Source organism: Myxococcus sp. CA033 (assembly GCF_013336625.1).
Classification (GTDB): domain Bacteria; phylum Myxococcota; class Myxococcia; order Myxococcales; family Myxococcaceae; genus Myxococcus; species Myxococcus llanfairpwllgwyngyllgogerychwyrndrobwllllantysiliogogogochensis.
Genome location: NZ_JABUMU010000018.1, coordinates 1 through 14,584, shown reverse-complemented (window position 1 = coordinate 14,584; position 14,584 = coordinate 1). Strand labels below are relative to the sequence as shown.

The window sequence follows — 14,584 nt, the reverse complement described above, 5'->3', positions numbered from 1 at the left end:
GCAAGAGTCACCCGTATCCGAGGAGTCCCATGCGTTACTTCGACGACTTCCAACCTGGTGAGGCGATTGAGGCCGGGCCCTACGTGGTCTCCCGGGAGGAGATCATCGCCTTCGCGAAGCAGTTCGATCCGCAGCCCTTCCACCTGAGTGACGAGGGAGGTCGGGAAGGCATCTTCGGCGGCATCATCGCCAGTGGATGGCACACCGCTTCCATCTGCCACAAGCTCGCGGTGGAGAGCCTGTTGGGCAAGTCCGCGAGCCTGGGTTCACCGGGGCTCGACGAGCTGCGCTGGCTGCGGCCGGTGCGTCCCGGGGATGCGCTCAGCGCGCGCTTCGAGGTCCTCTCCACCACGCCGTCGCGCAGCAAGCCGGACCGCGGCGCCATCAAGTTCCGCTTCGAGGTCCGCAACCAGAATGGCGAAGTGGTGATGACGGAGGTCGCCAACGCGCTGTTCGCCCGACGGCCCGAGGGCGGCGCGGCGAAGTAGCCGCGAGCCATCCTCAGGGAACCGATGGCAAGGGCCGCGCCATTCATCGGCGCGGCCACGCTTCACCTGCCAGGCGCTGGCTGGACCCGACGTCGGTGCGCCCCTCCGCGTGGGCGAGCGACACCGCGTCGTCTTGTTGTCCGCCCGCGCGACGTCGGCTCAGCGCTGGGCCATCAGGGCATTGAGCGCGGGATAGTTGATGCCCGCCTCGGGCGGAGGCGCGGAGGAGCCGTCCCGCAGGAAGTCCGCGCTGAGCGCCGCGATGCGGCCGAAGATGGACTGGGCCATGCCCGCGCCCGCGCTGACGCGACGCACGCCGAGCGAGGCGAGCTCCGACGCGGGAGGCAGGCCGCCAATCGCCATCAGGTTCAAGGGCAGGCCCGCTTCCGTGACGATGGCCTTGATGTCCACCGGCGTCTTCAGGCCCGGAACGAAGAGCCCATCCGCGCCCGCGGCGCGATAGCGACGGGCCCGGGCCAGCGTCTCCTCGACGCGACGCTCCGCCGGGCCAATGCCCCGCAGGAACACATCCGTGCGCGCGTTCACGAACAGGTCCGCGCCCTTTCGCGCGGCGGCGCGCTTCACGGCTTCAATCTTGGCGCACAGCAGGTCCACCGAGCCCGAGCCATCCTCCAGGTTGATGCCGACGCCGCCCGCCTCCAGCACCCCCGCGGCCACTTCGCCCACCGCGTGCGGGTCCTCCGAGTAGCCCCCTTCGATGTCCACCGTCAGAGGCACCTTCACGATGCGGGTGATGGCGGCGACAGTGTCCAGGAGTCGACTCACCGGCAGCAGGTCGCCGTCCGGGTATCCCTGGGCCCAGGCCACGCCCGCGCTCGTCGTGGCGAGGGCCTTGGCCCCCAGGCTCTCCATGACGCGGGCGCTTCCGGCGTCCCACGCGTTGACCAGCAGCAACAAGCCCGCTTCGTGCAACTGACGGAAGTCCCGGGCGGAGTTCGGCGGAGCGACAGGCATGGGCAGAGGTCCTCTTTCGACAGGGGTGTGGAGCGGGGCCGGATGATACGCAGAGCGCTTCAGGCCGTGGATGTCCGTCGCACTCGCGACTCGTGGTCGAGTAACCAGCGCTTGCGCTCGATGCCACCTCCGTAGCCGGTGAGGGAGCCATTGGCACCCACCACGCGATGACACGGCACGACAATGCCCACCGGATTGGCGCCGTTCGCCAGGCCCACCGCGCGTACGGCCGCGGGACGGCCGATGCGCTTCGCCAGCTCCGAGTAGGACACCGTCGCGCCGCAGGGAATGCCCCGCAGCGCCGCCCACACCTCGCGTTGGAAGGGCGTGCCTTCGGTGCGGACGGACAGGCCGTCGATGGCGTCGAGCCGCCCGGAGAAATACGTCCGCATCGTCTCCGTGAGTCCGCCCGGATTTCTCGCGGCGTCCAGCTCGAAGCCTCCGGCCCCGTAGTGCAGGCGCAGCAACTGCCGCATGCGGCCTTCGTGCTCCGTCCAGTCGACGGCGCGCAGGTGTCCGTCCCGGTCCGCGATGATGACCAGCTCGCCGATGGGGGTGTCCGTCTTGTCGATGAGGAAGCGGAGAGTCTCAGCCATGACGCACCTCTTGAAGTCGTGGAAGCAGGCCCGGGTCCGCGGCCCACAGGTGTTGCGCGGCATAGGCCCGCCAGGGCCTCCAGGGTTCCGCGCGTTGAAGCAGGTCCTCGGGTGTGGGACGCGCGCCCGCGTCTGTCGCCGCGCTCCGCAAGAGCGCCACGTCGCTGGCGGGGAACGCGTCCGTCTCGCGCAGCGCGCGCAGGGCGATGTACTGCGCGGTCCACTCGCCCACGCCTCGGATGGAGCGCAGCCGGGCGACGCCTTCCTCCACCGTGCCGAACGGCTGGAACAACAGCGGGTCCGCGAGCGCCGCTTCCGCCAGGGCCTTCAGCGACGCCTTGCGCGCGGAGGGCATTCCCAGCGCTCCCAGGTCCGTCGCCACGACGCGCTCCGGTGAAGGGAAGGCCCGCGACAGGCCCGGAGCAAGTCCGTCCACGGGGGCGTCAGCGCACAGTCCCACCAACTGGCCCGCGAGCCTGCGCGCGGCCACCACCGTCACCTGCTGGCCCAGAATCGCGCGCACCGCCAGCTCGAAGCCGTCCCATGCGCCAGGGGCCCGCAGCCCGGGGCGCAGCGCCACGAGGGGCGCCAGGAAGGGGTCCCTGGAGAGGTGCGCGCCAATCACCTCGATGTCCGCGCCCACGTCGAACACCCTGCGCACGCGCGCGACGATGGCGGGGAGCGACTGGACGCGCGGGAAGCGAATCCTCGCCACGAGGTTGTCCCTCGCGGGCTCGTGGGACACCTCCACCGTGCCCACCGCGCCGTCCTGGGACACCGTGCGCAGGTAACGCGAGTCGGACACCTGCTCCACGCCCTGGATGGCTCGCGCGGACAGATAGGCGAGCATCGCCGCCCAGTCATACGGCGGCCGGTAGCGCAGCCGCAGCGTGACGCCCGCTTCCGCCGCCGCGCTGGAGGTCGTCTCCACCGCCTGCTTGCGGCGCAGGGCGCTGGGGGGCCGCTGGTAGAGGTCCTGGAACGTCTCGTTGAAGCGCCGGATGCTGCCGAAGCCCGCGGCGAGCGCGACCTCGGCCAGCGGCATCCGCGTCTCCTGGATGAGCTGCTTGGCGAAGAGCACGCGCCGCGTCTGCGCGACGGCCACCGGCGTGGCGCCCAGGTGTTGCTTGAAGAGACGGCGGAGCTGTCGTCCTCCCACGCCCAGCCGCTCCGCCAGCGCGTCCACGCCCGCTTCGCCTCCGTCCAGCGCGCCCTCCGCGATGAGGGCCAGCGCGCGCGACACGGTGTTGGAGGTGCCCCGCCAGGAGGCGAGGTCCGGAGCCGTCTCCGGCCGGCAGCGCAGACACGGCCGGAAGCCCTCTTCCTGGGACGCGGCGGCGGAGGCGAAGAAGCGGCAGTTCTCCCGCTTCGGAGTGCGCGCGGGGCAGATGGGCCGGCAGTAGATGCCGGTCGACGTCACCGCGACGAAGAGGCGGCCGTCGAAGCGGGCATCCCGCGTCTGGAGCACGCGGTAGCAGGCGTCGGAATCGAGCAGGTCCATGCCCAGACAGTGTCATCGGGGCGCCGTGCGCGCTCGCGGTTTTCGGACATCGATGGCACGCGCCCTCCGGACGCGAAAAGGGCCTCCCACCACCGGTGAGAGGCCCTCTTCAAGACGCGACTGCCTGGGGGCCGACTAGGCCGCCGTGCGGTGCAGGAAGTCGATGAGGTCGATCTTCGTGACGATGGCGATGACCTTCTCGCCCTCCTTCACGACGGCCACGTTGTCCTGCGCGAAGATTTCCCGCAGGCGGGCGATGCTCGTGTCCGGCGACAGCGCGCCCTGCAGCGGCGAGACGATGGCGTCGATGGTGTCGGCGAACTTCGCCTTCCCGGCGACCAGCGCGTTGAGCAGGTCGTACTCGTGCACCATGCCCACCGCGCGGCCGTCCTCGGACACCACGGGCATCTGGCTGATGCCGTGTCCGCGCATCGTCTCCACGACCTGGTCCACCCGGTCGCCCTTGCGCGCCGTCTTCACGTCGCGCTGCTTGCTCCCGATGATGTCGCGCACGGTGCCGGTGCTCTTGTCCTCGGCGAAGCCGTTGTCGCGCATCCACTCATCGGAGTGGAACTTGCTGATGTAGCTGCTGCCGGAGTCGGGGAGCACGACGACAATCGTCTTGCCCTTGCCCACTTCCTTCGCCAACTGCACGGCCACGTGCACGGCCGCGCCGGAGGAGCCACCCGCGAAGATGCCCTCCTCGCGCGCCAGCCGCCGCGCCGCCGCGAAGCACTGGCGGTCATCCACCTGGCGCACGTCGTCCACGACCTTGAAGTCCATGGCGCCGCACAGCATGTCCTCGCCGATACCTTCCACCTTGTAGACGTGCGGCTCGGTCAGCTTGCCCGTCTTGAAGTAGCCCTCGTAGACGGAGCCCTCGGGGTCCACGCCCACGTTCTTCAGGCCGGGGATCTTCTCCTTGAGGAACTTGCCCGCGCCGCTCATCGTCCCGCCGGTGCCCAGGCCAGAGATGAAGTAGTCCATCTTGCCGCCGGTCTGCTCGAAGATCTCCGGACCGGTGAGCTGGTAGTGCGCCTCGATGTTGTCGGGGTTGTGGTACTGGTTCAGCATGAACGCGCCCGGCGTCTCACGGTGCAGCCGCTTGGCCGTCTCGTAGTAGCTGCGGGGGTCCTCGGCCGCGACGTTCGTCGGCGTCACCACCACCTGCGCGCCCAGCGCCTTCAGGCGGTTGATCTTCTCCAGCGACATCTTGTCCGGCATCGTGAAGATGCACTTGTAGCCCTTCACCGCGGCCGCCAGCGCCACGCCCATGCCGGTGTTGCCGGACGTGTTCTCCACGATGGTCCCGCCGGGCTTGAGCTTCCCCTCCCGCTCGGCCTTCTCGATGATGTACAGCGCCATGCGGTCCTTGATGGACGCGCCCGGGTTCATGAACTCGCACTTGACCAGAACAGTCGCATCGTTCGGTCCGACGAGCTTGTTGAGCTTGACCAGGGGCGTGTTGCCAATGGCGGAGAGAATGGTGTCGTGGATGTCCATCGGGGCTTCCAGAAAAAAGGGGGTTCGCGGCGCGTCTTATATGCCGCCGGAGGGGCCCGGTCGACAGCGGGAGTCCATCTCCCCGGTCGAGAAGTAACAGTGCCCCATCCTGGGCACTTCCCCCGCGCCCCTGGAGCACCAGGACCCGGGGTGTCTCCTGGCGACCTGCCAGCAGGGACGGGCCTGCTTCGTCAGGGGGCGGCCGGGCGCGCGACGCGTCGCGACGGGAATTGGGGGCTCAAGGTTTCGCCGTCGCTTACGTGACAGCCCGAGGGGCCAGGGGGCAATCGCCGCGCCGGGCCTTTGACGCGGAAAGTCGCCCCTCCCATACTCGCAAGCCTCTTCTCCCAACCCCCTTGGAGAACCCCGTCGATATGGAACTCGAGGCCGCCCTGCGCGACCAGGTGGGACAGGCCACTGGCCGTCCCGTGCCCCATGCTCCCATCAAGAAGCTGAAGGGAGACGCGAGCAATCGCTCGTACTACCGCGTCGGCGCGCCCCCGGAGAGCTGGGTGGTGATGGTGATGCCGCTGGACGCGACGAAGAAGAGCGAGGAGGCCACCAAGGGTGAGCCTCCGAAGGAGCTGCCCTTCGTCAACGTGCACCGCTACCTGAACAAGCTCGGTGTGCGCGTGCCCGCCATCCTCCGCTACGACGAGCCGGCGGGGATGATGGTGATTGAGGACCTGAGCGACATCACCTTCGAGTCCGCGCTGGAAGGCGGCAAGCACAACGAGGCGCTCTACACGCGCGCGGTGGACCTGCTGGCGCGGCTGCGGGTGCAGGCGGAGAAGCACCAGGACCCGGACTGCCTGGCCTTCACGCGCTCGTTCGACGAGGACCTGTACGACTGGGAGCTGCACCACTTCCGCGAGTGGGGCCTGGAGGCGTGGAGCGGCAAGCTGCCCACGGACGCCGAGCGCGCGCAACTGGACGCGACGTTCCGGGACATCGCGAAGCAGCTGGCCGCCGCGCCCCGGGGCTTCACGCACCGCGACTACCAGAGCCGCAACATCATGGTGAAGGAGGGCGAGCTGGTGGTCATCGACTTCCAGGACGCGCTCCAGGGCCCCAGGCAGTACGACCTGGTGGCGCTCCTGCGCGACAGCTACGTGGAGCTGGACCGGGCCTTCGTGGACGCGATGCTGGACCGCTACATCGCCACGTTCCAGGAGGCGAGCGGCGAGCGCATCGACGCGGTGGAGTTCAAGGCGTTCTTCGACCTGCTCACCGTGCAGCGCAAGCTGAAGGACGCGGGCCGCTTCGAGTACATCAACCGCGTGAAGGGCAACCCGGGCTTCCTCGTCTCCATCCCCGCGTCGCTGCGCTACGTGCGCGAGGCGTTCCGTCAGCGGCCGGAGCTGCGAGGGCTGCAGGAGCTGGTGGCGAAGTACGTCCCGGAGCTGGCGGCCTGAGCCCATTGGCGGGGGAGGGGAGTCGACAATGAAGGCGATGGTGCTCTGCGCGGGTCTGGGAACCCGCCTGCGTCCGTTGACGGAGCGCTGGCCCAAGCCGGCGCTCCCGTTCCTGGGTCAGCCGCTCCTGCGCTACCACCTGGCGGTGCTGAAGGCCGCGGGTGTCACGGCGGTGGGCATCAACACCCACCACCTGCCGGATACGATGGAGGAGGTGGCTCGCGAGGAGTGCGCGCGCGCGAAGCTGGCGCTGCACGTGGTGCGCGAGCCCGTCATCCAGGGCACCGGCGGCGGCATCCGGGGCCTGCGCGACTTCCTCTCGGACGGAGACTTCATCGTCTACAACGGCGACATCCTCTACCCGGTGGACCTGCGGCCGGTGGTGGCCGTGCACCAGGCGTCCGGTGCGCTGGCGACGATGGTGTTGCTGCCCATGCCGGAGGGGGAGAAGTACGCGTCGGTGGAGTTGGATGCGTCCGGACGGGTGCGGCGCATCGCGGGACACGGGCCTGGAGGCGAGGGCCTGACGCCGTGGCACTTCACGGGCGTGCACGTCATGTCCCCGCGCGTCTTCGACTTCATGAGCGCGCAAGGACCCGAGGACATCAACCGCGAGGTCTACGCGCGCGCCATGTCCCAGGGACAGGTGGTGCGAGGCGTGCGCGTGGATGGCTACTGGTCCGATTTGGGCACGCCGTCGCGGTATCTGGCCACGGTGCGGGACGTGCTCGCCGGCCGCGTGCGGTTGGAGTGGCTGGGGGCGGACTCGCCGCTCGCTGGCACGGTGCGAGGGCCGGGGTCCTCGTGGGCGCATCCCGACGCGCACGTGAGTGGCGCGAAGGTGGAGGGCCCCGCGTACTTTGGCCGGGGCGTCACGGTGGCGGAGGGCGCCGTCGTCGGCGAGTCCGTGGCGCTGGGCGCCGGAGTGAAGGTGGACGCGGGGGCTCGCCTCCAGAACGCCGCCGTCTTCGAGCAGACCGTGATCGAGGCGGATGAGTCGCTCACGGAGCTGCTTGCGTGGCGGGAGCATCGGATTCCCGCGCCGCTTTCGGGGCGCTGACTCGCACGAGCCTCAAGGCCCTCGGATGAGCTGACCGCGTGCGCGGCCAGCGGGTGCCGTGCGCCGCCCGCTCGCGCGTGCCCTCGCCGCGAGCGTGTGGGGGCGGCCGCATGGTGATGCCTGTCGACTCCTGTCCGCGCGCGCACGAACCCTGCTCGGAAAGGGTCGGTTACCGCACGGCGTGCGAGCGAGCTCTGTCCTCCGCACGAAGGTCGCCGTTTCGGACAATGGGCCCTACCTTTCGCCACGGACAGCCTGCCTGCGCCGGGGGTTTCCGGCGGGGAACAAGGGGAGGTCTGGGGCATGAAGTGGCGAGGTTCTCTGGGGGCCAGGCCGGCGGGGGGAGACAGCACTCACTTCCGTGTGTGGGCGCCACGCAGGCGCAGTGTGGAGGTCGTGGTGAAGGGAGGCTCCCGCCCGCTCCCACTCGCGGGGGACGCCCAGGGCTATTTCGAGGCCGTGCATCCGGTGGCCGTGGGGGCGCTGTACAAGTACCGCCTGGATTCGAGCGAGGAGTTCCCAGACCCCGCGTCGCGCTTCCAGCCCGAGGGCCCGCATGGCTTCAGCGAGGTCGTCGACGCGTACGCGCACCCGTGGACGGACGGCGACTGGAAGGGCGTGTCCTGCATCCGGGGGCAGGTGCTCTACGAACTGCACCTGGGCGCCTTCACGCCCGAGGGGACGTACAGGGCGGCCATCGCCAAGCTGCCGCTGCTCAAGGAGCTGGGCGTCACCTGCCTGGAGTTGATGCCGCTGCACACGTTCCCCGGGCGCTTCAACTGGGGCTATGACGGCGCGCAGCTCTTCGCGCCCAGCGGGCAGTACGGCCGGCCGGAGGACCTGCGCGCCTTCGTGGAGGCCGCGCACGCGCTGGGGCTCGGCGTGCTGGTGGACGTCGTCTACAACCACCTGGGGCCCGACGGGAACTACCTGGCCCAGTACTCACCGGACTACTTCACCCGCAAGTACGAGAACGAGTGGGGCGAGCCGACGAACTTCGACGACGGCGCCGCCGCGGGCCCCAGCCGCGACTTCTTCATCCAGAACGCCTGCGCCTGGGTCGCCGAGTATCACTTCGACGGGCTCCGCCTGGATGCGACGCAGGCCCTGTATGACGACGGGCCGTGCCACATCGTCCAGGAGCTGACGCGCGCCGTGCGCGAGGCCGCGGCTGGCCGCGGTGTGCTCGTCATCGCCGAGAACGAGCCCCAGGACGAACTGTGCGTGAGGTCGGTGGAGCGGGGCGGCTGGGGCACGGATGCCCTCTGGGTGGATGACTTCCACCACTCCGCCCGTGTCGCCGCCACGGGACGCGCGGAGGCCTACCTCCAGGACTATCGCGGCACCGCGCAGGAGCTGCTGTCGTGCGCGCTGCGCAACTCGCTCTATCAGGGGCAGTACTACCGCTGGCAGAAGAAGGCCCGAGGCAGTCCACTGCTGCGCGTGCCCGCGAGCGCGTGCGTCTTCTACCTCCAGAACCACGACCAGCTCGCCAACATGCTCCAGGGCCAGCGGCTGCACCGCATCTGCGGCGAGCGACTGGCGCGCGCGCTCACCACGCTGTGGCTGCTGCTGCCCCAGACGCCGCTGCTCTTCATGGGCCAGGAGTGGTTCGCGAACTCCCCCTTCTTCTACTTCGTGGACCACAAGCCGGAGCTGCAGCCGTTGGTGCGCAAGGGTCGGGACCAGTTCCTCGGCCAGTTCGAGAGCGCCCGTCACGCGCTGGAGCACGAGGGCTACGTGGAGCACGTGGACGAGAAGGCGTTCACCCTCTCCCGGCTCGATTGGAGCGAGCGCGAGCGCCACACCGGGCCGCTCACCCTGCACCGGGAGCTGCTCCGACTGCGCCGCGAGGACTCCGTGCTTGCCCGGCAGGACAGCGGCCAGCTCACCGGCGCGGTCCTCTCCCCGCTCGCGCTCGTGCTGCGCTACTCGGGCAGCGAACAGGAAGGCGACCGGCTGCTGCTCGTCAACCTGGGGGGCGAGCTGGAGCTCTCTCCGTGCCCCGAACCATTACTCGCACCACCTCGGGATGAAGGGTGGCGTCTTGGACTGTCGAGTGAAGAGGTTCGATTCGGAGGTGCAGGGTCTTGCTCACTGGAGTCACTGAGGGTCGAGACGTCGTGGCGCGTACCGGGGATGACCGCCCTGTGGATGACGAGCACCGGGAGGAGCGGCCAGGGGCTCGGCCCACAGAAGGCCGGATGAGCCGGGTGCGCGGGCTGCCGGAGCTGAAGTTCGCATGGCCGGTGGGAGCGCCGGCCATCGAGGTGCTCGGACGGGAGTGGCTGATGACGAACGGCCTGGGGGGCTATGCGTCCAGCACCCTGGCGGGGGTGAACGCGCGCCGCTACCACGGCCTCTTCATCCCCACCCTGCCCGAGCGGGGCCGCACCGTCATGCTGTCCCGCCTGGTGGAGACGGCCCGGGTGGAGGGGCAGACGTGCCGACTGGACGGCGAGGTGCGGGCGGACGGCGCGCTGATGGGGGACGCCTCGCTGCTGCGCTCCTTCCGGCTCGACGGCCTCATTCCCGAATGGGAGTACGTCCTGGGCGCCTCCCGTCTGCGTCGCAGGCTGGTGCTGGTGCACGGGGAGAACACGCTCTTCATCGAGTGGGCGCACCTGTCCGGCCCTCCGGTGAAGCTCCGGCTGCGGCCCTTCCCGGTGTTTCGAGTGCACGAGCACGACTTCCCGCACGACTACTGCCAGCCGAAGGTCATTCTCCAGGGAGAGCGCATCGAGATGCAGGCGGCGAAGGATGCGCCTTCGCTGCGGCTGCGGCTGTACGGCGATGGCATCGTGCCCTTCGTGGCGATGCCTGAGATTTCCTCACCCCTGCTCTACCGGACGGAGCGCTCCCGGGGGATGCCCCACATCGAGACGCAGGCGAGCCCTGGCTACTTCGAGTGCACGGTGAGGCCAGGCAGTCGCCTGTCGCTCGGTGCCACGGTGGATGACTGGGCGCTGTTGGACCGGGACCCGTCCATGAGCTTCGACATGGAGCGCGAGCGCGAGTGGCGCCTGCTGGAGCGCGCGCCCGTGGCGGCGAGGACGGGCACGGCGGCGCGCCTGGTCCTCGCGGGCGACCAGTTCATCGTCGACCCCATGCGTCCGCGCGACGATGCGTGGGCCCGGGCCATTGGCGAGGATGCCCGCAGCGTCATCGCGGGCTACCCCTGGTTCACCGACTGGGGCCGCGACACGATGATTTCGCTGGAGGGCCTGACGGTGTCCACGGGGCGCTTCCGTGAGGCGGCGGCGATTCTGCGCACGTTCCGTCACCACGTGAAGGACGGGCTGTTGCCCAACCTCTTCCCGGAGGGAGAGGCCGACGGGCTCTACCACACGGCCGACGCGACGCTCTGGTTCTTCCACGCGGTGGACCGCTACGTGACGGCCTCCGGGGACCTGGAGCTGCTGCGGGAGTTCTACCCGACGTTCGAGGACATCGTCCGCAGGCACCAGCAGGGCACCCGCCACAACATCCGCATCGACCCCACGGATGGGCTGCTGACGCAGGGCGAAGAGGGCTACCAGCTCACCTGGATGGACGCGAAGGTGGACGGCTGGGTGGTGACGCCCCGACGCGGCAAGGCCGTGGAGCTCAACGCCCTGTGGTTCAACGCCATGCGGCTGATGGCGGAGTGGGCCGCGCTCCAGGGACTGGACGGGACGCCCTACGCGATGGCCGCGCAACAGGCGCAGGACTCCTTCAACCGGCGCTTCTGGAACCCGGCCGAGGGGTGCCTGTTCGACGTGGTGGACGCGCAAGGGGGCGGCAATGACGCCGCCGTGCGGCCCAACCAGATTTTCGCCCTGTCTCTCAAGTACCCGGTGTTGAACCCGGACCACTGGTCGGACGTGCTGCGCAAGGTGGAGACGGAGCTGCTCACCCCGGTGGGGCTGCGCTCGCTGGCCTCGGACCACGACGACTACAAGGCCACGTATGACGGAGACCTGCGCGCGCGTGACGCGGCGTACCACCAGGGCACGGTGTGGAGCTGGCTGATTGGCCACTACGTGGACGCCGCGCTCAGGGTTCAGCCGGCCCGCGCGCACGTGCGTGACGTCATGGAGGGCCTGGAGACCCACCTGAGACAGGCGGGCGTTGGTCAGGTCAGCGAAATCTTCGACGCCACGCCCCCCTTCAGGCCAAGGGGGTGCATCGCCCAGGCCTGGGGAGTGGCCGAGGCGCTGCGGGTCTTCCTGCGCATCGCCTGACGTCGGGTCAGGCGGGGTGGTAGCGGGCGAGCACGCAGGTGACGTTGTCGTTGCCGCCCGCGGCGTTGGCCATGTCGATGAGCTGCGAGCACGCCTTGTCCAGCTCGGGCGTGCGGCCGAGGATTTCCTGCATCTGGGGGTCGGTCACCATGCCGCTCAGGCCGTCCGAGCACAGCAGGAAGACGTCGCCCGGCTGGGGGTCCACGCGGGAGACGTCCACCTGGACGTTCTCCTTCATGCCCAGGGCGCGGACGATGACGTTCTTGTGCGGGAAGTTTTCGACCTCCTCGGGCGAGAGCTTCTTCGCCTTGAGGTAGTCGTTGAGCAGGGAGTGGTCCTCGGTGATCTGCTTGAGGGCTCCAGCGCGGAAGCAGTACACGCGGCTGTCGCCCACGTGCCCGACGTACGCGACGTCGCTGGCGAAGTGCACGCTGACGATGGTCGTCCCCATGCCCTTGTACTTCGACTCGCTGCTGGCCTTCTCGAAGATGCGCGCGTTGGCGAGCTTGATTCCGGTGGCCAACCGGTTCTCGTCATAGTTGCGCTGTTTGTCCATCTTGAAGGGCCAGGTGCTGTCCTGGTCCTTGGAGGTCATCTTGTAGAACTCACCCAACTCGTCCACGGCGATGCGACTGGCGATCTCTCCTGAGGAGTGCCCGCCCATCCCGTCCGCGACGATGAAGAGGTGCTCATCGGGCAACATGAGGAAGTTGTCCTCGTTGTGGTTCCGCTTCATCCCGACGTGGGTGCTGCCGGCTACCTCGATGCGCATGCGCGGGGACTCTTCTAAGGGGACGAGAAACTGGCGGCGCACGTTAACAAAGCGCTCGGAAAACGGTCAAAAGACGTGCTCTTGGTGCGGTCAGACAGGGGACACCGGGGCAGGGGAGGCAGGCTCGAAGCTCAAGCGGTCCCCTTCCTGGGTGCCGCTCGCGGCCAGGACGCCCGCGGGCAGTTCCAGCACGGAACGGGCCTGGAAGTACACGGAGGTGGCCCTCCAGGGCGGCAGCGCCATCATCTGCTTGACGATGCGGCCCTGGGCGTCCAGGAAGGCGACGTCAATGGGGATGCGCATGAAGAACGTGTGGATGGAGTTGCAGGGCTGGATGTGGAGGCCGTCGCCCATGGCGAGCTCCTGGCGCCCCATCAGTCCCTTGAAGCGCTGGGCGAAAGAGGTGGCCTTCTCCGCCCGGTCCGCCAGCGGCTTCTGCCGCGTCTCGTTGGTCACCTTCCAGCGCATGTAGCGCGTTCTACCCCATGCTCGAGCCCCTGGCGCGTCCTCTGCATCTGGTTCTGGTCTCCCCCCAGATTCCCCCCAACACCGGCAACGTGGCCCGCCTCTGCGCGGTGACGGGCTGCCGGCTCATCCTGGTGGAGCCCCTGGGCTTCTCCATCGATGACCGGAACCTCAAGCGGGCCGGGTTGGACTACTGGGACAAGGTATTTCTACGGCTGTACCCGACTTATGAGGCCTACGTGGCGGCGTATCCGGACGCGCGGCGGTGGCTGTTCTCGGCGCGGGCGGAGCAGACCTTGTACGAGGCGCGGTTCGAGGAGGGGGACCACCTGGTGTTCGGCTCGGAGGTGACGGGGCTGTTGCCGGAGGTGATGGAGGGGGGGACGGGGACGGCGCTGACGATTCCGATGTTGGAGGGGCGGCGGAGCATGAACCTGTCCACGGCGGTGGGGGTGGGGACCTACGAGGCGCTGCGACAGGTGTGTTTCACCGGGGCGGGCAGGCGGGCACCCTCGGCAAGTTGAGGGGCGGTGAGGAGGGACTACACTGCGGCGAGGATGATTCCGTCGCAGGCCGCCGAAGCGCTGTATTCCGCCCACAAGTCCCGAGCCACGGGATGGCTGACCTTGTCCGCAGGAGGGCGTGAGTCGCGGTTGATGCTGCGCGAGGGCGACCTCGTGGGGACGCGGCTGGGGTTTGGGTATCAGAGTCCGGCGCAGGCGCTGTTGCAGAGTGGCTTGTTGAGCGCGGAGGCGCTGGATGCGCTGTGGGCGCGGGGTGGTGCGGGCGCCGCGGACGAGGAGTTGTTGGAGGAGCACGGGCTGGAGCGGGACGCGGTGGTGGAGCAGCAGGTGCTTGCCCACGTGCGGCGGTTGAGTGAGTTGGCCGAGCGCGCGGCCTTCGAGCCTGGGAGCGTGGAGGCGGAGTTCGAGCCCATCTCCGGGGTGAGGGTGGTGCGGGCGGCGCTGGAGCGGCCGGGGGCGGGTGGGGCGAAGGGGCGGGTGTTCCGGTGCGCGGATGTGGCCGTGTGCGAGCCGTGGCTGACGGATGCGTCCGAGCGGGAGTTGTTGAGGACGTTGGGGGAGTTTCGTGAGCCGGAGTCGCTGACGCCCGCGCGCGAGGCGCTGTTGCTCGTGTTGGAGCGCGAGGGGGGCGTCGAGGCGCTGTCGGTGGAGGAGTGGGAGGCGAGGGAGGAGGCGCGCAGGCAGGAGGAGGAGGCCGCGCGCAGGAGGGCGGAGGAGGAGCGGCTCCGCGCCGAGGAGGAGGCTCGTCGGCGGGCGGAGGAGGCTCGGCTGGCGGAGGAAGCCCGACTCCGTGCGATTGAAGAGGCTCGGCTCGCGGAAGAGGCTCGGATTCGTGCCGAGGAGGAACGGCTCGCGGAAGAGGCGAGGGTTCGGGCGGAGGAAGAACGGCGGGCGGAAGAGGCCCGGGTTCGTGCCGAGGAAGAACGGCGCGCGGAAGAGGCCCGGCGCGCGGAGGCTGCTCGGCTGGCGGCAGAGGCGTGGATTCGCGCCGAGGAGGAGCGACTCGCGGAAGAGGCCCGGCTCGCCGAAGTGGCTCGGCTTGCCGAGGAGGCCCGGCTGGCG

The 14,584-nt window shown here is 69.4% G+C and carries 12 protein-coding genes and 1 pseudogene; 7 read left to right on the top strand and 6 right to left on the bottom strand.

The features are described from left to right. Positions 1-29 precede the first annotated feature (29 nt). The gene (locus HUA78_RS31590) at positions 30-488 is read left to right on the top strand and encodes a MaoC family dehydratase (protein ID WP_174458584.1); all 459 of its coding nucleotides are present in this window, start codon (positions 30-32) and stop codon (positions 486-488) included. 159 nt (positions 489-647) lie between these two features. Here the strand turns inward: HUA78_RS31590 and HUA78_RS31585 are convergent, their stop codons facing one another. The 4 genes from HUA78_RS31585 to HUA78_RS31570 all read right to left on the bottom strand — a co-directional run bounded on the left by HUA78_RS31585 (position 648) and on the right by HUA78_RS31570 (position 5,063). Further along, positions 648-1,463, bottom strand: coding sequence for an isocitrate lyase/phosphoenolpyruvate mutase family protein (locus tag HUA78_RS31585; protein ID WP_174468246.1), 816 nt, complete (start codon positions 1,461-1,463; stop codon positions 648-650). A 59-nt stretch (positions 1,464-1,522) separates the two neighbouring features. Then, positions 1,523-2,059 (bottom strand): methylated-DNA--[protein]-cysteine S-methyltransferase, encoded by a 537-nt coding sequence (gene ogt, locus HUA78_RS31580; protein WP_174464154.1) that lies wholly within the window; start codon positions 2,057-2,059, stop codon positions 1,523-1,525. Continuing rightward, entirely contained in the window at positions 2,052-3,560 is a 1,509-nt protein-coding gene (locus HUA78_RS31575; protein WP_174464153.1) for an AlkA N-terminal domain-containing protein, read from the bottom strand. Before HUA78_RS31575 ends, ogt begins: the two co-directional genes overlap by 8 nt. A 135-nt stretch (positions 3,561-3,695) precedes the next feature. After that, positions 3,696-5,063 carry a pyridoxal-phosphate dependent enzyme gene (locus HUA78_RS31570; RefSeq protein WP_141642400.1) on the bottom strand — a complete coding sequence of 456 codons (1,368 nt, stop codon included), beginning with the start codon at positions 5,061-5,063 and terminating at the stop codon, positions 3,696-3,698. Between the two features lie 374 nt (positions 5,064-5,437). On the opposite strand from HUA78_RS31570, the gene HUA78_RS31565 reads away from it, so the two are divergent. The 4 genes from HUA78_RS31565 (at position 5,438) to HUA78_RS31550 (ending at position 11,761) form a co-directional block, all read left to right on the top strand. Then, positions 5,438-6,478, top strand: a complete 1,041-nt coding sequence (locus HUA78_RS31565; protein WP_174464152.1) for an aminoglycoside phosphotransferase family protein — start codon at positions 5,438-5,440, stop codon at positions 6,476-6,478. Positions 6,479-6,506: 28 nt separating this feature from the next. Further along, the gene (locus HUA78_RS31560) at positions 6,507-7,538 is read left to right on the top strand and encodes a sugar phosphate nucleotidyltransferase (RefSeq protein WP_174464151.1); all 1,032 of its coding nucleotides are present in this window, start codon (positions 6,507-6,509) and stop codon (positions 7,536-7,538) included. A gap of 303 nt (positions 7,539-7,841) precedes the next feature. Then, a complete protein-coding gene (treZ, locus tag HUA78_RS31555; protein ID WP_174464150.1) occupies positions 7,842-9,746 on the top strand; it encodes a malto-oligosyltrehalose trehalohydrolase in 1,905 nt (634 codons plus the stop codon). Further along, complete coding sequence (locus HUA78_RS31550) at positions 9,743-11,761, top strand: amylo-alpha-1,6-glucosidase (RefSeq protein WP_174458591.1); 2,019 nt, start codon at positions 9,743-9,745, stop codon at positions 11,759-11,761. The genes treZ and HUA78_RS31550 overlap by 4 nt, the downstream gene beginning before the upstream one ends. A 7-nt stretch (positions 11,762-11,768) precedes the next feature. On the opposite strand, the gene HUA78_RS31545 is transcribed toward HUA78_RS31550, so the two are convergent. Together HUA78_RS31545 and HUA78_RS31540 are read right to left on the bottom strand one after the other, a co-directional pair. Further along, positions 11,769-12,533, bottom strand: coding sequence for a Stp1/IreP family PP2C-type Ser/Thr phosphatase (locus tag HUA78_RS31545; protein WP_141642395.1), 765 nt, complete (start codon positions 12,531-12,533; stop codon positions 11,769-11,771). A gap of 90 nt (positions 12,534-12,623) precedes the next feature. After that, positions 12,624-13,001, bottom strand: a complete 378-nt coding sequence (locus HUA78_RS31540; protein ID WP_174458592.1) for a DUF192 domain-containing protein — start codon at positions 12,999-13,001, stop codon at positions 12,624-12,626. A gap of 17 nt (positions 13,002-13,018) precedes the next feature. Between HUA78_RS31540 and HUA78_RS31535 the strand changes: the two genes are divergently transcribed. Next, positions 13,019-13,522: a tRNA (cytidine(34)-2'-O)-methyltransferase gene (locus HUA78_RS31535; protein WP_174458593.1), complete on the top strand. Its 504-nt coding sequence runs from the start codon at positions 13,019-13,021 to the stop codon at positions 13,520-13,522. 33 nt (positions 13,523-13,555) lie between these two features. After that, positions 13,556-14,584 (top strand): annotated as a pseudogene (locus tag HUA78_RS31530) (molecular chaperone DnaJ); the annotation flags it as partial.